The following is a 19,752-nucleotide window of genomic DNA, read 5'->3' as shown; positions in this document are numbered from 1 at the left end:
TGCGACGGTGATGATCCAAGGGCCGAGTGGGGTCGGTAAAGAGGTGCTGGCGCGTTTTATCCATCAGCACTCACCGCGAGCCGGTGCGCCATTTGTGGCGATTAACTGCGCGGCTATCCCGGATCACATGCTGGAAGCGACCTTGTTTGGCTATGAAAAGGGCGCGTTTACTGGCGCGGTGCAAGCCTGTCCAGGGAAATTTGAGCAGGCGCAAGGCGGTACCTTACTGCTGGATGAAATCAGTGAGATGGCGCTTAGCTTGCAGGCGAAATTGCTGCGGGTGCTGCAAGAGCGCGAAGTGGAGCGCTTGGGGGGACGCAAGACTATCAGCCTGAACGTACGAGTGCTTGCGACCTCGAACCGGCAGCTGCTGGATGCGGTGCGTCAGGGCGAATTTCGTGAAGATCTCTACTATCGCTTGAATGTGTTTCCACTGCACTTGAGCGCGCTGCGTGAGCGACCGGATGACATTATCCCGCTGGCACATTATCTGCTCGCGCGTCATGCCGCGCGCGATTATCAGCTGACAGGGCGCAGTACCTTACCGCGTTTGACTGCCGACGCGGCGCAGCTGCTACGCCGTTACCGCTGGCCGGGCAACGTGCGTGAATTGGACAACGTGATGCAGCGTGCCTTGATCTTATCCGCTAGCGATGAAATCGGCGTGCATGACATTTTGCTGGAGCCTGAGCAGTGTCAAACGGCCATGACGCCATCCCTGAGCGAGTCTTCCCCTGCGGTGAGCCATGCGGAGCAAGACGCTCTGAACGCCGCGTTATCCCAAGCGAACGAGGATCCTGCGATAAGCGCGACCTCGGCGGCGACCCTCGATGGTGACTTGCGTTTGCAGGAGGCCAACTTGATTTTACAGGCGCTGCACGCCTGCGATGGGCGCCGCCTCGAAACTGCGGAGCGCCTCGGCATTAGCCCTCGCACCTTGCGCTACAAACTGGCCCGCATGCGCGATAGCGGGATAGCGATCCCGCAGTAATCCCGCATCGCGTTTTTTGCTACAGCAGACCTTGGCGATTTCGATGCGAGTGATGCCACATTTTGGTTCACCGGATGTGGTATCTAAATTGCATGAGGGGTAATTAATCTTAATTTAAGTCGTTCTGATGACGTTTTGACGATGGAGTTTGAGGATGGAATTGTCCGCAATACAGCAAGAAATGAAGAGCATGGCTCTGGATGCTGCGGGATCCGCGCGCAGCCTGCCGGTAACGGGTACGGCGCAGAACAGTGCTTTGGACTTCTCTGCTTTATTAGGGGATGCCATCAACCATGTCAACGGTCTGCAAAAGGCCTCTAACACCATGGCGACGCGCTTTGACGCTGGCGATCACAGTGTTGGGCTGGCAGATGTGATGATCGCGGGGCAAAAATCCTCCGTGGCCTTTGAGGCGACGGTACAGGTACGTAATAAGCTGCTTGAAGCTTATAAAGAAATCATGAGTATGCCTGTCTGACGGCACGCGGTTGAATTATGGCAGACTCCAGTACAACTTTAGCAACAGCAACCGATCCGGTGGGCGCAGGTAGCGCCGGACAAAATCCGGATCTGGGTGAGCGCTCCTCGCGCTTTGAATTCCTCTCGCAGGTCGACTGGCTACGCCAGCTGATCTTGGTCGTGGCAGTCGCAATTTGTATTGCGCTGATTATCTTTGCTTTTTTCTGGGCTCAAGAGCCGGAAATGCGCCCGCTTGGCACTTACGGTAACGAAGAGCTGGTGCAGACGCTGGACTATCTTGACCAGAATAAAGTGCCCTACAAACTCGATGGCAACACCATCAAGGTCGCTCAAGACCAATACCAGAAAGTCCAACTGATGCTGACCCGCGCCGGGCTGGATAAACCGGCTGATAACGGTGATAGCATCTTGCTCAGTGATATGGGCTTTGGGGTTTCGCAGCGTCTGGAGCGGGAGCGCCTGAAGCTAAGCCGTGAGCGGCAGTTGGCGTCGGCGATTGAGCAAATTCGCAATGTGATGAAGGCGCAGGTTTTGTTGGCGCTGCCGCGTGAGAGCGTGTTTATCCGCGATCAGAACAACGCCAGCGCCAGTGTGATGGTGACGCTGCGCGCCGGTAAGAGCCTGACTCAAGAAGAGGTGGACTCGATTGTGGATATGGTCGCATCGGCCGTACCGGGATTGAGCACCACACGGGTGACGGTTTCCGATCAAACCGGTCGTTTGCTGAATTCCGGTAGCCAAGATCCAGCGTCAATGGCCCAGCGTCGGGAATTTGACTTACAGCGGCAGCAAGAAAAAGCGCTGCGCGAAAAGATTGACTCCATCCTGATCCCGGTCTTGGGGATGGGGGCCTACACCGCCGAAGTCGGCGTGCTGATGGACTTTACCCAGCGCGAACAGACGCAAAAGCAGTTTGACCAAGACAAACCGGCGATGCGCAGTGAGTTTAGCCGCGAGAACGTGAACCGTGGCCGTGGTGTGGCGGGCGTACCGGGTGCGCTGAGCAATCAGCCACCGGCGGACTCTTCGATTCCGCAGGATGTTAAAGCGCTGCAAAACGGTGACAAGCTCTCAGACGGTAGCTTTAGCAAAGAGTCGACCCGTAACTACGAGGTGGATACCACCATTAAGCACACCCGTCAGGCGACCGGTCAGCTGGAGAAAATGAGCGTTTCAGTGGCGGTGGATTACAAGCCAGGTACGGCGCCGGATACCGGCAATGCGGTGCGGGTGGCGCGTAATGATGCTGAGCTGGAAAACTTACGTCGCTTGCTGATTGGCGGCTTGGGTATGGATATGAAGCGCGGCGACGTGCTGGAGCTGGTCTCCGTACCTTTCGCGTCTACCGATGCCTTGGCCGATATTACCGAGCCGGCGTTCTGGGAAAGTGAGAACTTCCGTCAGAGCATTCGATATCTGTCTGCTGCGCTGGTGGTGGTGGTTCTGCTGTTGGTGCTGGTGCGTCCGGCGATGCAGCGTCTGCTCAATCCGAAAATCGACAAGCAGCTGCAAGAAGATGCCGAAAACGAATTGCTGCAAGAAGACGAGCTCAAATTGCTCAGCAGCGATTTGGAGGACAGCACCCTGTCGATAGGCAGTATGTTGGAGCTGCCGAACTTGCACCGAGATGAAGATCTGGTGAAAGCCGTGCGGGCTCTGGCCGCGAACGAGCCTGAGTTGGCAACGCAAGTAATTAAGTACTGGCTGGAAAACCATGACAAATGATAATGAGCTGGCCCCTTCGGTCTCGATGTCGGGGCTGGAGATGGCCTCGATTTTGTTGCTGAGCCTGAGCGAAGAAGACGCCGGTAACATTCTCAGCAAACTCGAGCCTAAGCAGGTGCAGAAACTGGGCCGTCAGATGGCGGTCACCCTCGACCCGGGTCACGATCAGGTGTCGTATGTGCATCGCCGCTTTGTGGATGATATCCAGAAATTCACCAGCATTGGTGTCGGTAGCCATGACTTCGTGCGTAATGCCTTGGTGGCGGCACTGGGTGAAGATAAAGCCAGCAATCTGGTGGATCAGATCATCTTGTCCAGTGGCTCCAAAGGCTTGGATACCCTCAAGTGGATGGATGCGCGTCAGGTGGCCAGCATCATCCAGCACGAACACCCGCAGATCCAGACCATTGTGTTGGCCTATCTGGAGCCGGATCAGTCGGCCAGTATCTTGGCCCAGTTCCCAGAGCGGGTACGTCTGGATTTGACCATGCGTATTGCGAACTTGTCCGAAGTTCAGCCAGCCGCGCTGCAAGAGCTGAACGACATCATGGAGAAACAGTTCGCCGGTCAAGCCGGTGCTCAGTCTGCGAAGATGGGCGGACCGAAGGCGGCGGCCGAGATCATGAACTATCTGGACACCTCTATCGAATCGCCATTGATGGATTCTCTGCGCGAACACGACGAAGAGCTGGCTCAGCAGATCCACGATCTGATGTTTGTGTTCGACAACCTGATGGACGTGGAAGATCGCGGTATTCAGATGTTGTTGCGCGAAGTGCCGAACGATGTGTTGCAGCGAGCGCTCAAAGGCGCCGACGAACACCTGCGCGAAAAGGTATACCGCAATATGTCCAAACGGGCGGTGGAAATGCTGCGCGAAGATCTGGAAGCCATGGGCCCAGTACGGGTCGCCGATGTGGAGGCCGCCCAGAAAGAGGTGCTGGCTATCATTCGTCGGATGGCCGATGCCGGCGAGATTGTGATCAACAGCCCTGGCAGTGGCGATCAGTTTATCTAAGCGGTGAGGTAACCAGATGGATGAGCGTCAAACCGGCCGCTATGTGCGCCCTGATGAGACCGCAGCCGAGCAGTTTGAAAGCTGGTCGCTGCCCGATTACAGCCACGAGGTGCTAGATGAAAGCACCTTAAATGCGCTGGGCTATAACCGCACAATCCGCTGGCCGGATCCCGAACCGGAGCAGGAAGAGAGCGTACCGGCGCTGACCGCCGAAGAGCTGGAGCAAATTCATCAGGCTGCCCGCGATGAGGGATTTGCCGCTGGTCACGCCGAAGGTAAACAAGAAGGTTTTACCGCCGGTCACGCCGAAGGTAAGAGCGCCGGTTTCACTGAAGGGCTGGCCGAAGGCCGTGAGCAGGGCATTGCCGAAGGGCAAGCCGAAATCGCGCAGCATGTGCAGGCGTTGACTCAGGCGCTGGGTCAGTTGCATCAGCCTTTGCGCGATATCGACACCCAGCTCGAGCAGCAACTGCTGCACATGGTGCTGACGCTGACTCGCGAAGTGACGCAAACCGAGGTCAGTCTCAATCCGGCAGTATTGCTGGAGACTTTGCGCCAAGCCATTGCCGCGCTGCCGGTTGCTGCCGAACATCCGTTAATCTGTCTGCATCCACAAGATTTGGCGTGCGTTGAGCAGCACTATTCGCCAGAGCAAATTCGTGAGCAGGGTTGGCGTTTGCGCGCCGATCCGGCGATGGCGCGCGGCGATGTGCGGGTCAGTGAGCATGTCTCGCAAGTGCGCTGTGATATGGCGCAGCGTCTGGCGCAAGTGCTGGAGCAATTTCGCCATGTGAACCATCGCCGCTTAGAAGCACTAGATGAAGCGGTACAGGCTGCGCATGATCGCATGCCGCCGGCACCGCCTGAGCTCGCGCCAGATGAGTCAGCTCCAGCGCAGCTAACGCCAGAGCAGGCCAATTCCCTTTCTGATACCAGTGCTGAGCCACAGCGCAGCGATGCGGAGACCGCGCATGTCCCTGCGTGAGTCGCTGGCCGCTTATCAATGCCGCAATCTTGCCGATAAGCCGGTGGCGGCCGGTAAACTGGTGCGCGTGGTCGGGCTGACCTTGGAAGCCATTGGCTGCCGTGCGCCGGTCGGTAGCCTGTGCCTGATTGAAACTGTCTCTGGTGAGATGGAAGCTGAAGTGGTCGGCTTTAGCGGCGATACCCTGTTTTTGATGCCCACCGAGCCGTTAACCGGCGTGTTACCGGGGGCGCGCGTGACGCCGATTGTCAGCAAGCAAGGGATCCCGGTAGGGCCGGAGCTATTAGGGCGCATTATCGATGGTGTTGGCCGTCCGCTCGATGGCTTAGGGCCGCTGCGCTGTCAGCAGAGCGCCGATTTTTCTGCCGCGCCGATTAACCCGCTGCAACGTAAACCGATCCATGAAGTGCTGGATGTTGGCATCAAGGCTATCAATAGCATGCTGACGGTAGGCAAGGGCCAGCGTATTGGCCTGTTTGCCGGCTCCGGTGTTGGTAAGTCGGTGACTCTCGGCATGATGACCCGTGGTACTACCGCGCAGGTGGTGGTAGTGGGCCTGATCGGGGAACGTGGCCGTGAGGTGCGTGAATTTATCGAAGAGATTTTAGGTGAAGAAGGGCGTCGTCGTTCGGTGGTGATTGCCGCGCCGGCGGATTCGTCACCGCTGATGCGTCTGAAAGGCTGCCAGACGGCGCTGACGGTCGCCGAATATTTTCGCGATCAGGGGCAAGATGTGCTGCTGCTGATGGACTCTCTGACCCGTTTTGCTCAAGCGCAGCGGGAAATCGCGCTGTCGGTCGGTGAGCCACCGGCCACCAAAGGCTATCCGCCGTCGGTATTTGCCAAACTGCCGGCACTGGTGGAGCGCGCCGGTAATGGCGCGGAAGGGAAGGGCTCGATCACCGCGTTCTTTACCGTACTGAGTGAAGGTGATGACCTGCAAGACCCGATTGCCGATGCATCGCGGGCCATTCTCGATGGTCACATTGTGTTATCGCGCCAGCTGGCTGATGCCGGTCACTATCCTGCGATTGATGTTGAGCGCTCGGTGAGCCGAGTGATGCCAGCGATTACCAGCGATGAGCATCAACTGATGGCACGCGCGGTGCGGCAAATTTGTGCCACCTACAACCGCAATCAGGATCTGATTGCCATCGGCGCTTATCAGCGCGGCAATGATCCACGGGTGGATCAGGCGATTGATTTTAAACCGAAGGTCGATGAGTACCTGCAGCAAGGTATGAAAGATGTCTGGCCGTTTGATCGCTGTGTCAGTGATCTGAAACAGGTTCTGCTCGGTGGTTGACGCAGAGGTTAATGCAACATGAAAGCCTTGGATTTACTGTTAGAGCAAGCCGGTAAAAAAGAGCAAGATGCCTCCGGCCATCTGTCACAAGCGCGTCAGCAATTGAGCATGCATGAGGCGCAGATGGAGCGGATCCATGAGTATCGCTATGACTACTGCCAACAGATGTCACAGCGCGGTTGTGCTGGTTTAAACGCCAGTGAATATCACCATCTGCAGCAGTTTATTGGCCATTTGGATCAGAATTTGGTCAAACAAAACTATGCCCGCCGCACCTTTGAGGAGCAAGCTGACCGGGCGCGTGAGCTGTGGCTGGATGCCAAGCAAAAACGCAAATCCCTCGAAATGCTGGTAGAGCGCCGCGAAAAACAAAAGCAGCAAAAAGCCGCGCGCGAAGAGCAAAAATTAAATGATGAGATGGCGGCGCAGTTGCTACGCCGTTTACAAACTCAGCGTTAATCCATATGCAGACGATAGCCGCGTTGGGTGACGTAGCGTGCTAAAGCGTGCTGGTGTGATTCGCACGGATATGATTGACGCAACTATCTTAGCCGCAAGCATCTTGGCAGGATGTCAATTTGTTGGCGTGCTTTTTGCTCGTATGGTTGAGTAATTGACGCGATTTGATCTGCGCCGCATTTTGCTTGGCCGGTCAGCCGCGCTCTGTTCCCTGCATGACTAATTATCCTAAGGAAGGTTGAGATGCCACAATCCGTTCTTCTTCCCGCCGCGCCATCCGCCGCTGGCAGTGCCGGCCCCGTGTCTCAAACTTCGACTCCAACGTCGGGCTCTGCACGCTCAGCCTCTGCGGGCGGTCGCTTTGATGAATGCCTGAACAAAGCGCAGCAGCGTGATGAGCGGCAAAAAGATGCCGCCGGTAAAAAAGCAGATAACAATGCAAACACGGCGGCCAGCGATAAGGCCAGCAATACCGACAAAACGGATAAATCCCACAAAGCCGATAAAAAAGATAAAGCCGCCGCGAATAAAGACAAAAAAGATCTCGCGGTAGACGCCAATGCGGATACTGCCGGCACTGCTGCGACTAAGGCGCAAGAGGCAGCTGACGACTCGGCTAGCGGTGATAAGACCCTGACTATCGATACTTCCGAGGCAGAGAGCGAAGCGTCCGCCAAGGCTCAGTCAAGCATGGATGCCAATAGCGCAGCCAGCAAAGCCGAGACTGTAGTCAGTGCCAGCGATGATCCGTGGCTGCAGCAAATCACCGCGAGCCGTCAGGCGTTGCAGTCAGCAAAAGGTGCCGAGGGCGGCGCAGGCAGTGCCAGCAAAGAAGCGAACCTGAACGCCTTGAGTCAGTTGACCGGCGCCTCTGGCCGCACGCAAGTGCCGAGCGCAGAATTAGATGCCAGTGGCAAACTGAACGCCAGCGCCGAGCAAATGGCGGCGGCATTAAAAGGTGCCGCCGAGCCCAAAGTGGAGGCTTCGGCGGTATCTTCGCAGCATACCGAGAGTGCCTTAAAAATGTTGCTCGGCACCGATGAGCCAAGCGATAACGCGACCAGCAAAGCGGATAGCACTCTGCTGGCCGCGACCAAAGCCGCCACCCATCAGGCCACCGACACCCCAGCCGCCGCCGCGCATCCACAAGCGGCTACCCACGATTTTCTCGACAGCTTACGCCAAGCGCAGGGCAATAACGGTCTGTCGGCAATGCGCCAGCCTGAACCTCAAGCGCCTACGCCGCTGCCGCTGCGTCATCCGGAACAAAGTGCGCAAGCCTTGCAAGAACAGGTACAGTTTTTGCTTAACCGCAAGCTGGATACGGTGGAAATCCGTCTGGACCCGCCAGAGCTGGGCAATTTGCAGATTAAATTGCACCTCAATCAGGATCAGGCGCAAGTCGGGATCGTGGTGCAAAGCAGCCATGCGCGCGAGTTACTGGAGCAAACCTTGCCACGGCTGCGTGAAATGCTGGCCCAGCAAGGGATCCAACTGGGACAAACGCAGGTTCAGCAGCAAAGCCAGCAACAGCAAGGCGGTGCGTCGGGTCAAGGTCAGGATCTGCGCGGCGCGCCGGGACACTCTGGCAGCAGCCTCGGCAATGGCAGCGATGTCGGTACTGACGAGGCCCTGACGGTACAGCAGCACACAGTCACCGGCAGCGCACACGCGGTCGATTACTACGCGTAAGACGGTTTCCCCCGCTCCCGTCAGACATTATTAGGAAAAGAGAACAGATGGCAGAGAACCTTACGCTGGATGGCAACGCCAGCGGCAATAATAAAAAACGCTGGCTGATTATCGGCCTGATCGCGCTGCTGGTGATTGGCGCGGGCGCCGGTGGTTACTACTGGTTTGCTGCGGATAAGAGCGAATCCCTGCCGAAAAAAGGCTTCTCGCCGGTATTGGGCACCATGGCGATGTATGTGAATACCTCGCGCCCATTCGTGTTTAACGTCTCCGGTGGTCTGCGCGATCGCTTGGTGGAGATCCGGGTGCAACTGCTGGTACGTAGTGAAACCGATCGCGCCTTGGTGCAAGCCAACTTACCGCTGATTGAAAGCATTATTTTGTCGTCCTTCTCTGCGGCTACCGTAGAGCAGTGGCGCGATCCGCGCAGCCGTGAATTGCTGCGTGATCAGGCCCTCAAAGAGGTGCGTGATTCGATGGAAAAACTGGTCAACGCACCTGCCGTTGAACAGATCCTGTTAACCAGTTATGTCATGCAGTAAGGTAGCCCGTGTCTGATATCCTCTCACAAGACGAAATTGATGCCCTGTTACACGGGGTGGACGATGTCGTTGACGATGCGCCGGAGCAGCCGAAATCACAGGGTGTGAAGGCCTTTGACTTTTCCTCGCAGGATCGGATTGTCCGTGGCCGGATGCCGACTCTGGAGCTGATTAACGAACGTTTTGCCCGTCACATGCGTATCAGTTTGTTCAACATGATGCGCCGCACTGCCGAAGTGTCGATCAACAGCGTACAAATGCTCAAGTTTGGTGAATACGTGCACACCCTATTTGTGCCGACCAGCTTGAACATGGTGCGTTTCCGCCCGCTGAAAGGCACTGCATTGATCACGCTTGAAGCGCGCTTAGTGTTCATTTTGGTGGAAAACTTCTTCGGCGGTGATGGCCGCTTCCCAAATAAAGTGGAAGGGCGGGAATTTACCCCTGCCGAGCGCCGTATTATCCAGATGCTGCTCAAGCTGATCTTTGGTGATTACAAAGAGGCGTGGGGACCGGTGATGGATGTCGAGTTCGATTATCTCGATTCCGAAGTGAACCCAGCGATGGCTAACATCGTCAGCCCGACCGAAGTGGTGGTGGTCAGCTCATTCCATATCGAACTTGATGGCGGCGGTGGCGATGTGCACATCACCATGCCGTATTCGATGCTGGAGCCGATTCGTGAACTGCTGGATGCCGGTGTTCAAGGTGATAAGAGCGACACCGACATGCGTTGGGGCAAGGCCCTGCGTGAAGAGATCATGGAGATCAACGTCGATCTGCGCGCCAAATTGTTGGATGTCGATCTGACGCTGCGCGATCTGATGAACATGAAAGCGGGCGACATTATTCCGGTGGATATGCCGGAAAACCTGCTGGTATATGTTGAAGACCTGCCGAGCTTCCGTGCCCAGTTAGGGCAGGCCAATGAGAATCTGGCCCTCAAGATCACCGAGCGTCTGAAACGGCCGGAGGTGATGAAAAGTGAACTGTCCCTGATCCGGGGCAGCGATAAATTACTCGATGAAATTGTGGTGTTAGACGATGAGTGATATGACAACCGATCAGGAGAAACTGGCCGCGCAGTGGGCTAGCGAAATGGGCGTGGAAGATGATGGCGTCAAGCGCGCCGAGCTCGAAGAGCTGCAGGACGAAAGCGTGCCGCTCAATCCAAATGAGCGTAAGCGTCTGGACAGCATTCTGGACATTCCGGTGACCATCTCCATGGAAGTGGGTCGCAGTCAGATCAGCATCCGTAACCTGCTGCAACTGAACCAAGGTTCGGTGGTGGAGCTGGAGCGTATTGCCGGTGAGCCGCTGGACGTGATGGTTAACGGCACCTTGATCGCGCACGGCGAAGTGGTGGTGGTGAACGACAAGTTCGGCATCCGTCTGACCGATGTGATCAGCCAAACTGAACGCATCAAGAAGCTGAAGTAAGCATGAAACGTCTTTTACCGGCAGCCGCGTTGCTGCCGTTACCGGCTTGGTCTGCCCAGCCGGACATGAATATCGGCATGGCGCTGATGTCACTGCTGCTGGTGCTGGGTCTGATTGTTGGATTGGGCTGGGTCGCCAAGCGTATGCGCTTGCCGTTTAACGGGCATGGCAATATGCGTGTCGAACAGCAACAGGCGCTCGGTCAGCGCGAGCGGTTGATGGTGGTGAATGTCGAAGGCCAGCGTTTATTGCTGGGGGTGACGCCGCAAAGCATCAGCCTGCTCAAAGAGTTGGGCGACGCGCCGGAAAATCACGCCAATCCGCCATCGGGCTTTCAGCAGCAGCTCAATGCCCTGCTGGAAAAACGCAAGTCGGCGGCCAAGTCCGCTGCGTCTGCTTCTGATAACGAGTCTGCTCACTGATGTTCCCGACCTTTTCTCGCTTGCGTAGCTTACGGGCTACGTTGCAGCGTCCGCTGTATATTGTCTTGCCGTTGTTGTTGCTGTTACCGGCCGGGGTATGGGCGGCGGGAACCGGTATTCCGGCTATCACCATGAACGATAACCCAGGCGGTGGCACCGATTATTCGGTATCGCTGCAGGTGTTGATCCTGATGACCATGCTGAGTTTCTTGCCAGCTATTGTCATCATGATGACCTCGTTTACCCGCATCATTGTGGTGCTGTCGATTTTGCGCCAAGCCATTGGTCTGCAACAAAGCCCGTCTAACCAGATTTTGATTGGCATTACCTTGTTCATGACCTTGTTTGTGATGTCGCCAGTATTGGACAAGATCAACCAAGATGCCTTGCAGCCTTATATGCGCGAAGAGGTGAGTGCCCAAGAGGCCATTACCCGCGCTCAGAAGCCCCTGCATGCCTTTATGCTGGGACAGACCCGTGAAACCGATTTAGCCACTTTCGTGCGCTTATCCGGTCACAAGGTGCAATCACCGGAGCAGGTCAGCATGACCGTGCTGATCCCAGCGTTTGTGACCAGCGAGCTGAAAACTGCGTTCCAGATTGGCTTTATGCTGTTTCTGCCGTTTTTGATTATCGACTTGGTGGTCGCCAGTGTGTTGATGGCGATGGGTATGATGATGCTGTCGCCGATGATTGTGTCGTTGCCATTTAAGCTGATGCTGTTTGTGCTGGTGGATGGCTGGAATCTGGTCTTAGGCACCTTGGCCGGCAGTTTTGGTATGTAGCACGATTTAGCATGTAGCTTGTGCATGCGGTTACGACATGCACCAACTGCCGTTTGGCGTCTCAGTGCATCTTACTCATTAATTTCATGCGTTATCGACGTGTGGCTGCATAGAACAAGGAACCGCAGGTGTCTCCCGAAGCCTTTGTAGAAATCTTTCAGCATGCGCTCTATCAGGTACTGGTGATGGTGTCGGCCATCATGGTGCCGGGGTTGCTGATTGGTCTGGTGGTGGCGGTATTTCAGGCTGCCACCTCGATCAACGAACAGACCTTGAGCTTCTTACCGCGTCTGGTAGTGACCATTTTGGCGCTGATTTTCCTCGGCCACTGGATGACCGGTCAGCTGATGGATTTCTTTTACGCCATGATTGATGACATCCCTCGGGTGATCCGCTGATGGATTGGTTATCGGGCAATATCATGCAGTTTTGGGCCAGTTTCTTGTGGCCGTTTGCCCGTATCAGCAGCATGCTGATGACCATGACCGCCATTGGCGCGGCGTTCGTGCCAGCGCGGGTGCGTTTGCTGTTGGCGGTAGCGGTAACGCTGGCGTCATTGCCCTCCATTCCCGCCATGCCACAAGGTATTGAGCTGTTTAGCCTGCACAGTGTGCTGATCACCGCGCAACAGATCTTAATTGGCGTCGCGATTGGTATGATCTCGCAGTTTCTGACCCAGATTTTTGTGATGCTGGGGCAGATAGTGAGTATGCAATCGAGCCTCGGTTTTGCCTCAATGGTCGATCCGGCCAGTGGTCAGAATACGCCGCTGCTGGGTCAGATTTATATGATGCTGACGCTGCTGGTGTTTTTGCTGCTCGATGGTCATTTGATCATGATTGAGATGCTGGTGCGCAGTTTTACCACCTTACCGGTGGGGGAAACCGGCATTACCGCTGGCGGTTACCATCTGCTGAGTCAGTGGTTTGGCATTTTGTTTCTGGGCTCAGTGAGTATGTCGCTGTCGGCGATTATCTCGCTGCTGACCGTCAACATCGCGATGGGGATCATGAACCGCGCCGCACCGCAGCTTAACGTTTATAGCCTCGGCTTTGGTCTGATTTTGCTGTGCGGCTTGTTCTCCCTCTGGTATCTGCTGTCTGCCTTCCCGCGCCACTATGATATTTATTGGCGCGTGGCGCTGGATGATATGTGTACCTTGCTGCACATGACCTGTGGGGATGGTTTGTAATGCTGACCTGCTTGCCGCAGTACACTGCAGCTATTCGTAACCGTAAAGGAGGCGCCTGATGGCGGAGTCCGACGGCCAAGAACGCACGGAACAGGCGTCGTCTAAGCGTTTAGATGACGCCCGTAAAAAAGGTCAGGTTGCGCGTTCGCGCGAGTTTGCCACGGTGATCGTGCTGGTGATGGGCTCGGTAGCGCTATTGTGGTTTGGTCAGAACCTCGCCATGGCGTTAGCGCGCCTGATGCACCGCTTGTTCAGCTTTACCCGCGATGAAGTGTTCGATTCTGATGCGCTGCTTACCATTGCCTGTAAAGCGCTGCTGAATATCTTACCGTCACTGGCGATGATTTTGCTGCTGCTGTTTGTCGCCTCGGTGTTGGGCGCATCGCTAATCGGCGGTTTTAACTTCTCGGTTGAAGCGATGCAGCCTAAGTTCAACAAACTGAACCCAATGTCTGGCATTAAGCGAATGTTTGGTCTGCAAAGTTGGGTTGAACTGGGTAAATCCATTCTTAAGATCTTGCTCATTGGTGTCGTGACCTGGCGCTTGCTGCTCAACACGCGCAATGATTTGGCGCAGCTTAGCTTGGAAGCCTTCCCGCGCAACATTTTCCATGCGGTGGATTCGCTACTGTGGTTTGTTCTGCTGCTCAGTTGTACCCTGATTTTGGTGGCGGCGATTGATATTCCGTATCAGCTGTGGAATCACAGCCAAAAGCTGATGATGACCAAGCAGGAAGTGAAGGAAGAATACAAAAACAGCGAAGGTAACCCGCACATCAAAGGGCGCATTCGTCAGTTACAACGCGAGATGGCCAGCCGCCGTATGATGGGCGAAGTGCCATCGGCGGATGTGATCATCACCAACCCCGAGCACTTTTCGGTGGCATTGCGCTATCAGCGTGATGTGGATAAAGCGCCGGTGGTGGTGGCCAAAGGGGTCGACTTCACGGCGATGAAGATCCGGGAAATTGCTAATGCCCACGATATTCCGATAGTCCCCGCGCCCCCTCTGGCGCGGGCGTTGTACCACAGCGCCGAGTTGGAGCAGCCGATCCCCGATGGCCTGTTTATGGCCGTTGCGCAGGTGCTGGCTTACGTATTCCAGCTGCAACAATACCGCAAGGGCAAAACCTTCCGTCGGCCAATTCCGTTGCCGGACGAGCTCCCAATTCCGGACGATCTGCGCCGTTAATCTTGGCACTCATATTGCTTTAAACCAAGATATTGACGGTGTTCAGCCAATTTATCGTCGCTTCAATGAGATAGCGCACTGTTTTGTGTGATTTTTAGACGCGCCGCTGCTCGCAAAACGCGAGTTAGCGTGCGTCTAGCAGCAAGATACGGCGGCTGAACTAAAATTTAGTGCACGATCAGGTCTGCTGTTCATGAATCTCCAAGCGGTATTGGGCAAACTGCCATCGGATAAAACACAACTGCTGCGCGGACTCGGTACCCCGCTTCTGGTGCTGGCGGCGCTGGCCATGGTGGTGCTACCGATGCCAGCCATGCTGCTGGATATCGCGTTTACCTTCAACATCGCGTTGGCACTGGTGGTGCTGATGGTGTCGGTGTACTCCTTGCGGCCAGTGGATTTCGCGGCGTTCCCAACGGTGCTGCTGATTGCCACTCTATTGCGCTTGGCGCTGAACGTGGCCTCGACACGCGTGGTGTTGCTGGAAGGTCATAACGGCCCGGAAGCAGCCGGTAAGGTGATCGAAGCGTTCGGTAACGTGGTGATTGGCGGTAACTACGCGGTAGGTATTGTGGTGTTCGTCATCTTGATGATCATCAACTTCATGGTCGTGACCAAAGGTGCGGGCCGTATCTCCGAGGTGAGCGCCCGCTTTACCCTCGATGCGATGCCCGGCAAACAAATGGCGATTGACGCCGACCTGAACGCCGGTCTGATTGACCAAGAACAAGCCCGCTCCCGCCGTGAAGAAGTGACCCGCGAAGCGGACTTCTACGGCTCCATGGACGGTGCCTCCAAATTCGTTAAAGGCGATGCCATCGCCGGTATCCTGATCCTGTTTATCAACATCATCGGTGGTTTTTTCATCGGCATGATCCAGCATGGGTTGTCCGCCGGTGAAGCATTGTCTATCTACACCCTGCTGACCATCGGTGATGGTCTGGTGGCGCAAATCCCGTCGCTGCTGCTCTCTATCGCGGCGGCCATCATGGTGACCCGTCAGAACCGCTCCGAAAACATGGGTGAGCAGCTGGTGCAGCAAATGACCGGCAACCCGAAATCCTTGATGATTGCCACCGGCATTCTGTTTGTGATGGGGATTGTGCCGGGCATGCCGCACATTGCGTTTTTGTCCTTGGCTTTGGCCTGTGCCGGTTTGGTGTACTGGAAGCTGGAGCAGCAGAAAAAACGGGCGGTGCAGGAAAAAGAACAAGCCGACGCGCCGACTGAGGCCTTGCCTGCGCCGCTGCGTGAGCTGTCATGGGATGACGTACAGCCGATTGACATCATCGGGCTGGAAGTGGGCTATCGCCTGATCCCGCTGGTGGATCGCAGCCAAAACGGTGAGCTGTTAGAGCGGATCAAAGGGGTGCGTAAGAAGCTGTCGCAAGACTTGGGCTTTTTGCTGCCTTCTGTACACATTCGCGACAACCTTGAGCTGCAACCGAGCACCTATCGCATCGTGTTAATGGGCGTGAATTACGGTGAGGCGGAAATCCGTCACGACTGTGAGCTGGCTATCAATCCCGGTCAGGTTTTTGGCCCCATTGATGGTCAGGCAACCCGTGATCCGGCCTTTGGCCTGGAAGCGGTGTGGATAGCCCCAGAGCAGCGTGAACATGCGCAAGCCTTGGGTTACACCGTGGTGGATGCGGCCACGGTGGTGGCCACCCACATCAGTCAGGTGTTGATCAACAACGCCTCGCAGCTGATTGGTCACGAAGAAGTGCAAAATCTGCTGCAGATGCTGTCGCGCAGTGCACCGAAACTGGTGGAGAACTTCACGCCGGAGACTCTGCCGCTGGGTACCGTGGTCAAAGTGCTGCAAAACCTGCTGAGCGAAGCCATACCAGTGCGCGATATCCGCACCATCGTACAAACCCTGACCGAATATGCGCCGCGTAGCCAAGATCCGGATGTGCTGACGGCTGCGGTACGTATTGCGTTGCGCCGCATGATTGTGCAGGAGATTAACGGTAATGCGGGCGAATTGCCGGTGATTACCTTGGCCCCTGAGCTGGAACAGATGTTGCATAAAACGATGCAGGCGGCGGGCGGCGATGCCGGTGGCATTGAGCCGGGCTTGGCTGAACGTTTGCAACAATCTCTGCTGCAGGCGGCGCAAGATCAGGAACTGCAGGGTGAACCTGCGGTACTGCTGACATCCGGGGTACTGCGCTCCACCATGGCGCGTTTTGTGAAAAACGCGATACCAAGCTTACGGGTGCTTTCTTATCAGGAAGTACCGGATGATAAACAAATTCGAATCGTTAATTCAGTCGGGCGATAAAACCGTCAGGGGTCAGTGTTGAAGATCAAACGTTTTTTTGCCAAAGACATGCGCGAAGCACTGGAGCAGGTGAAAGAGCATCTGGGTCCGGATGCCGTCATCATGTCCAATAAGAAAGTGGCAGGCGGGGTTGAGATTGTAGCCGCGTTTGATGACGCCGCTTCCGCCGCGCCGGTCAGCCGGCAGGATGACAATGAAGCCATCAAGCGTGAGCTGGTTAGCCAGCTGACCGCTGCGCGCAAGCGACTGATGGAAGAGGGCAAGGGGCTTAAGCCGGTCGCAACGTCTGCGCAGCCGGGTTTTGGCTATGCGCCAGCGAATAATCGCGCGCCAGCCGCGGACAGCGCGCCGTCATCCTTGCCATCGTTTTATGCCCGTGGTCGTGAGCAAGACGACGCGCCGGCTGATTCCCTGAGCGCCTTGCTGGATCGCCAGCAGCGTTTTCGCCAAGAAGGCCGACCGGATAGCCAAAGTCAGGCGGCGGGGATGCCTAATTCGCTTGGCAGCAACGCTGGCCAAGGCGCGGTAGGCAGCGCGTCGCGCCATGATGCGAGCCGTCAGGCGAGTACTGATGCGCCGGTGAACGGTGGCGCGCGCTACGCCAACCTTGATCCACTTTCCAATACCGAATCGCGCCCGCGCTCACGCTCACAAGAAAATCAGCGCGCCCTTGAGCAGATGCGCAGTGAGATGCAGTCTATCCGCCGGTTGCTGGAGCATCAGGTCTCGAATCTGATGTGGCAGGAGATGGAGCGCAAAGAGCCGGTACGCGCCATGCTGATTGACCGTCTGCTGAAGATGGGTTTTCCCGATAATCTGGCGGAACAGCTGGTGGGTTATATCCCAGAAAAGACCGAATTAACGCAAGCGTGGTCGTTGGTGCTGGAGCTGCTGACCGATCAGCTGATGATCTCGGATGACAATTTGCTCAGCCGCGGCGGCGTGGTTGCGCTGGTTGGCCCGACAGGCGTGGGCAAAACCACCACCATCGCCAAGCTGGCAGCGCGCTATGCCATGGAGTACGGCGCGGAGCATATCGCCTTGGTGACCACCGACTCCTACCGTATTGGTGCCCATGAACAATTGGCCACCTATGGACGAATTTTAGGCTGTCCGGTGCGGGCGGCTAAAGATGCGGACGAACTGGCCGCTGTATTATATCAGCTGCGGCATAAACACTTTGTCCTGCTGGATACGGCCGGTATGGGTCAGCGCGATTTGCGCCTGACAGAACAGCTGAACACGCTGATGCAGACCCAAGGCGAACGTATCCGGAGCCTGCTGGTATTACCGGCCACCGCGCAGCGCAGTGTGCTGCAAGAAACGGTGGAACATTTTCGGCGCATCCCCCTCTCCGGCACCATTTTAACCAAGCTGGATGAGAGCTTAAGTTTGGGAGAGGTAATGAGCGTTACGATTCAAAACGCCTTACCTATCAGTTACATCACTGACGGGCAGCGGGTGCCGGAAGATATCCGTATTGCCAGTCGGGAGAACTTAGTGAAACGGGCGGCAGAATTGTTGGATAAGGACATCTCTGTACAGCATTTTTGGACGAGCGAGCGTGCTCAGCCTCAGGCAGCGGACCTCTATGAGTAATGCAGTTTTAAATGATCAAGCCAGCGGTTTACGAAGTCTGGTACAGCCGGCCAAAACCAAGGTTATCGCCGTTACTGGTGGTAAAGGTGGTGTAGGGAAAAGCAACATCACCTTAAACATGGCGGTAGCTATGGCCCGTAAAGGACTGCGGGTAATGATTTTTGATGCCGACTTAAGTCTGGCTAATGTCGATCTGCTGCTCGGGATCCGAGTGGGGCGCAACCTGTCACATGTGCTGGCTGGTTTGTGCGATCTGGAAGATATCATCGTGGAAGGGCCATACGGCCTGAAGGTGATCCCCGCATCGCCGGGTACCCAGTCGATGACCGATTTGTCGGAGGCGCAGCACGCCGGTTTGATCCGCGCGTTTAGCTCGCTGCAAGATCAGGTTGATGTACTGCTGATTGATACCGCCGCTGGGATCTCTGACATGGTGATGAGCTTCTCGCGCGCGGCGCAAGACGTGCTGGTTACCGTGTGTGACGAGCCGACCTCAATTGCTGATGCGTATGCCCTGATGAAGGTGCTCAACCGTCAGCATGGCCTGACCCGGTTTAAGATTGTCGCCAACATGGTGCGCAGTTACCGCGAAGGCTTAGATTTATTCAGCAAACTGAGTCGGGTCACTGACCGTTTTCTGGATGCCAGCTTAGAGCTGGTGGCCTGCATCCCGCTGGATGAACATGTCCGGTTGGCGGTGCGTAAGCAAAAAGTGGTGGTGGATGCGTACCCGCAATCGCCAGCTGCGTTGGCCTTGAACACCTTGGCCCAGCGCGCCAGCAGTTGGCCGGCACCGAACCACCCGACAGGACATCTCGAGTTTTTCGTCGAGCGCTTATTGCGCCGTCCCGTCATGATACGGGAGGAAGAGTGTCGTGAGTAAAGCCCTGGCTTACAGCCAATGTCAGGATCGCAACAGCCTGCTGATGCGCCATGTTCCGCTGGTGAAGCGTATAGCCTGCCATCTGATGGGGCGCTTGCCACCGAGTGTACTGCTCGAAGATCTGGTTCAGGCCGGCATGATTGGCCTGCTGGAAGCTCAGCAAAATTACGATGCCAGCAAAGGGGCCAGTTTTGAAACCTATGCCGGCATTCGGATCCGTGGCGCGATGTTGGATGAGATCCGACGTGGCGACTGGATCCCGCGCTCTGTTCACCGCAACAGTCGCAGCATTACGGAAGCGATCGAAAATTTAGAAAAACAGCTCGGTCGCGATCCGCGTGATCACGAAGTGGCCGCGTATATGGAGGTCTCACTGGATGAGTACCACCACATGCTGCAAGACGTGAACGGCGGTAAAGTGATTGGCTTTGATGACCTCGGCGTGCCCGAGGATGTGGCGTTTGCGCCAGAAGCCCGTCACGACGATTTACCGTTTCAAGGCGTGGAAAATGACAACTTCCAGCAGGCGCTGGCCGATGCCATTCGCAGCCTGCCGGAACGCGAAGCCCTCGTGTTGTCACTGTATTACGATGAAGAATTGAATTTAAAAGAAATTGGCGCCGTACTTGGCGTAAGCGAATCGCGGATCAGCCAGATTCTGAGTCAGACGATGCACCGTCTGCGGGCCAAGCTGCATGCTTGGTCAGCCGTATAAGAAGCGGCACGTTTTATTCACTCAATTGAGCACTAC

The 19,752-nt window shown here is 56.0% G+C and carries 20 protein-coding genes; all 20 read left to right on the top strand.

The window, feature by feature from the left end; genetic code table 11:
• The coding region (locus L975_RS12405) for a sigma-54-dependent Fis family transcriptional regulator (protein ID WP_047708904.1) at positions 1-991 on the top strand (991 nt) is incomplete at its 5' end.
• Between the two features lie 154 nt (positions 992-1,145).
• The gene (gene fliE / locus L975_RS12400) at positions 1,146-1,469 is read left to right on the top strand and encodes a flagellar hook-basal body complex protein FliE (protein ID WP_010862198.1); all 324 of its coding nucleotides are present in this window, start codon (positions 1,146-1,148) and stop codon (positions 1,467-1,469) included.
• 17 nt (positions 1,470-1,486) lie between these two features.
• The gene (gene fliF / locus L975_RS12395; RefSeq protein WP_010862197.1) at positions 1,487-3,196 is read left to right on the top strand and encodes a flagellar basal-body MS-ring/collar protein FliF; all 1,710 of its coding nucleotides are present in this window, start codon (positions 1,487-1,489) and stop codon (positions 3,194-3,196) included.
• On the top strand, positions 3,186-4,214 hold the full coding sequence (gene fliG, locus L975_RS12390) for a flagellar motor switch protein FliG (protein ID WP_010862196.1): 1,029 nt from the start codon (positions 3,186-3,188) through the stop codon (positions 4,212-4,214). Before fliF ends, fliG begins: the two co-directional genes overlap by 11 nt.
• A gap of 16 nt (positions 4,215-4,230) precedes the next feature.
• Complete coding sequence (gene fliH, locus L975_RS17335; protein ID WP_052181454.1) at positions 4,231-5,199, top strand: flagellar assembly protein FliH; 969 nt, start codon at positions 4,231-4,233, stop codon at positions 5,197-5,199.
• On the top strand, positions 5,186-6,505 hold the full coding sequence (fliI, locus tag L975_RS12380; RefSeq protein WP_010862194.1) for a flagellar protein export ATPase FliI: 1,320 nt from the start codon (positions 5,186-5,188) through the stop codon (positions 6,503-6,505). The genes fliH and fliI overlap by 14 nt, the downstream gene beginning before the upstream one ends.
• An 18-nt stretch (positions 6,506-6,523) precedes the next feature.
• Positions 6,524-6,964, top strand: a complete 441-nt coding sequence (gene fliJ, locus L975_RS12375) for a flagellar export protein FliJ (protein ID WP_010862193.1) — start codon at positions 6,524-6,526, stop codon at positions 6,962-6,964.
• 243 nt (positions 6,965-7,207) lie between these two features.
• Positions 7,208-8,656 (top strand): flagellar hook-length control protein FliK, encoded by a 1,449-nt coding sequence (locus L975_RS12370; RefSeq protein WP_047708898.1) that lies wholly within the window; start codon positions 7,208-7,210, stop codon positions 8,654-8,656.
• A gap of 47 nt (positions 8,657-8,703) precedes the next feature.
• Positions 8,704-9,198, top strand: coding sequence for a flagellar basal body-associated FliL family protein (locus L975_RS12365; protein WP_047708896.1), 495 nt, complete (start codon positions 8,704-8,706; stop codon positions 9,196-9,198).
• 8 nt (positions 9,199-9,206) lie between these two features.
• A complete protein-coding gene (gene fliM, locus L975_RS12360; RefSeq protein ID WP_010862190.1) occupies positions 9,207-10,250 on the top strand; it encodes a flagellar motor switch protein FliM in 1,044 nt (347 codons plus the stop codon).
• The gene (gene fliN, locus L975_RS12355; protein ID WP_036768569.1) at positions 10,243-10,638 is read left to right on the top strand and encodes a flagellar motor switch protein FliN; all 396 of its coding nucleotides are present in this window, start codon (positions 10,243-10,245) and stop codon (positions 10,636-10,638) included. The genes fliM and fliN overlap by 8 nt, the downstream gene beginning before the upstream one ends.
• 2 nt (positions 10,639-10,640) lie before the next feature.
• Positions 10,641-11,060: a flagellar biosynthetic protein FliO gene (fliO, locus tag L975_RS12350; RefSeq protein WP_010862188.1), complete on the top strand. Its 420-nt coding sequence runs from the start codon at positions 10,641-10,643 to the stop codon at positions 11,058-11,060.
• Positions 11,060-11,845, top strand: a complete 786-nt coding sequence (fliP, locus tag L975_RS12345; RefSeq protein WP_052181453.1) for a flagellar type III secretion system pore protein FliP — start codon at positions 11,060-11,062, stop codon at positions 11,843-11,845. The genes fliO and fliP overlap by 1 nt, the downstream gene beginning before the upstream one ends.
• A gap of 128 nt (positions 11,846-11,973) precedes the next feature.
• Positions 11,974-12,243, top strand: coding sequence for a flagellar biosynthesis protein FliQ (gene fliQ / locus L975_RS12340; RefSeq protein ID WP_047708894.1), 270 nt, complete (start codon positions 11,974-11,976; stop codon positions 12,241-12,243).
• On the top strand, positions 12,243-13,037 hold the full coding sequence (gene fliR / locus L975_RS12335; RefSeq protein ID WP_047708891.1) for a flagellar biosynthetic protein FliR: 795 nt from the start codon (positions 12,243-12,245) through the stop codon (positions 13,035-13,037). Before fliQ ends, fliR begins: the two co-directional genes overlap by 1 nt.
• Before the next feature lie 58 nt (positions 13,038-13,095).
• Positions 13,096-14,229, top strand: coding sequence for a flagellar biosynthesis protein FlhB (flhB, locus tag L975_RS12330; protein ID WP_047708890.1), 1,134 nt, complete (start codon positions 13,096-13,098; stop codon positions 14,227-14,229).
• A gap of 193 nt (positions 14,230-14,422) precedes the next feature.
• The gene (gene flhA, locus L975_RS12325; RefSeq protein ID WP_039045269.1) at positions 14,423-16,519 is read left to right on the top strand and encodes a flagellar biosynthesis protein FlhA; all 2,097 of its coding nucleotides are present in this window, start codon (positions 14,423-14,425) and stop codon (positions 16,517-16,519) included.
• 18 nt (positions 16,520-16,537) lie between these two features.
• The gene (flhF, locus tag L975_RS12320) at positions 16,538-18,118 is read left to right on the top strand and encodes a flagellar biosynthesis protein FlhF (RefSeq protein ID WP_047708900.1); all 1,581 of its coding nucleotides are present in this window, start codon (positions 16,538-16,540) and stop codon (positions 18,116-18,118) included.
• Positions 18,111-19,001: a MinD/ParA family protein gene (locus L975_RS12315; protein ID WP_010862181.1), complete on the top strand. Its 891-nt coding sequence runs from the start codon at positions 18,111-18,113 to the stop codon at positions 18,999-19,001. The genes flhF and L975_RS12315 overlap by 8 nt, the downstream gene beginning before the upstream one ends.
• The gene (locus tag L975_RS12310) at positions 18,994-19,716 is read left to right on the top strand and encodes an RNA polymerase sigma factor FliA (RefSeq protein WP_010862180.1); all 723 of its coding nucleotides are present in this window, start codon (positions 18,994-18,996) and stop codon (positions 19,714-19,716) included. The genes L975_RS12315 and L975_RS12310 overlap by 8 nt, the downstream gene beginning before the upstream one ends.
• Positions 19,717-19,752 lie beyond the last annotated feature (36 nt).

The sequence above is a fragment of the Plesiomonas sp. ZOR0011 genome (assembly GCF_000800945.1).
Taxonomy (GTDB): domain Bacteria; phylum Pseudomonadota; class Gammaproteobacteria; order Enterobacterales; family CAMTGL01; genus Plesiomonas; species Plesiomonas shigelloides.
This window is presented reverse-complemented; position numbering and strand designations above follow the sequence as displayed.

What these genes read in the sequence shown, in the direction of transcription:
- fliR (WP_047708891.1), top strand. Translation starts at nt 12,243, where the DNA reads ATGGATTGGTTATCGGGCAATATCATGCAGTTTTGGGCCAGTTTCTTG.
- fliG (WP_010862196.1), top strand. Translation starts at nt 3,186, where the DNA reads ATGACAAATGATAATGAGCTGGCCCCTTCGGTCTCGATGTCGGGGCTG.
- fliJ (WP_010862193.1), top strand. Translation starts at nt 6,524, where the DNA reads ATGAAAGCCTTGGATTTACTGTTAGAGCAAGCCGGTAAAAAAGAGCAA.
- fliP (WP_052181453.1), top strand. Translation starts at nt 11,060, where the DNA reads ATGTTCCCGACCTTTTCTCGCTTGCGTAGCTTACGGGCTACGTTGCAG.
- L975_RS12370 (WP_047708898.1), top strand. Translation starts at nt 7,208, where the DNA reads ATGCCACAATCCGTTCTTCTTCCCGCCGCGCCATCCGCCGCTGGCAGT.
- fliO (WP_010862188.1), top strand. Translation starts at nt 10,641, where the DNA reads ATGAAACGTCTTTTACCGGCAGCCGCGTTGCTGCCGTTACCGGCTTGG.
- fliI (WP_010862194.1), top strand. Translation starts at nt 5,186, where the DNA reads ATGTCCCTGCGTGAGTCGCTGGCCGCTTATCAATGCCGCAATCTTGCC.
- fliH (WP_052181454.1), top strand. Translation starts at nt 4,231, where the DNA reads ATGGATGAGCGTCAAACCGGCCGCTATGTGCGCCCTGATGAGACCGCA.
- L975_RS12315 (WP_010862181.1), top strand. Translation starts at nt 18,111, where the DNA reads ATGAGTAATGCAGTTTTAAATGATCAAGCCAGCGGTTTACGAAGTCTG.
- flhA (WP_039045269.1), top strand. Translation starts at nt 14,423, where the DNA reads ATGAATCTCCAAGCGGTATTGGGCAAACTGCCATCGGATAAAACACAA.
- fliE (WP_010862198.1), top strand. Translation starts at nt 1,146, where the DNA reads ATGGAATTGTCCGCAATACAGCAAGAAATGAAGAGCATGGCTCTGGAT.
- fliN (WP_036768569.1), top strand. Translation starts at nt 10,243, where the DNA reads ATGAGTGATATGACAACCGATCAGGAGAAACTGGCCGCGCAGTGGGCT.
- fliF (WP_010862197.1), top strand. Translation starts at nt 1,487, where the DNA reads ATGGCAGACTCCAGTACAACTTTAGCAACAGCAACCGATCCGGTGGGC.
- flhB (WP_047708890.1), top strand. Translation starts at nt 13,096, where the DNA reads ATGGCGGAGTCCGACGGCCAAGAACGCACGGAACAGGCGTCGTCTAAG.
- L975_RS12365 (WP_047708896.1), top strand. Translation starts at nt 8,704, where the DNA reads ATGGCAGAGAACCTTACGCTGGATGGCAACGCCAGCGGCAATAATAAA.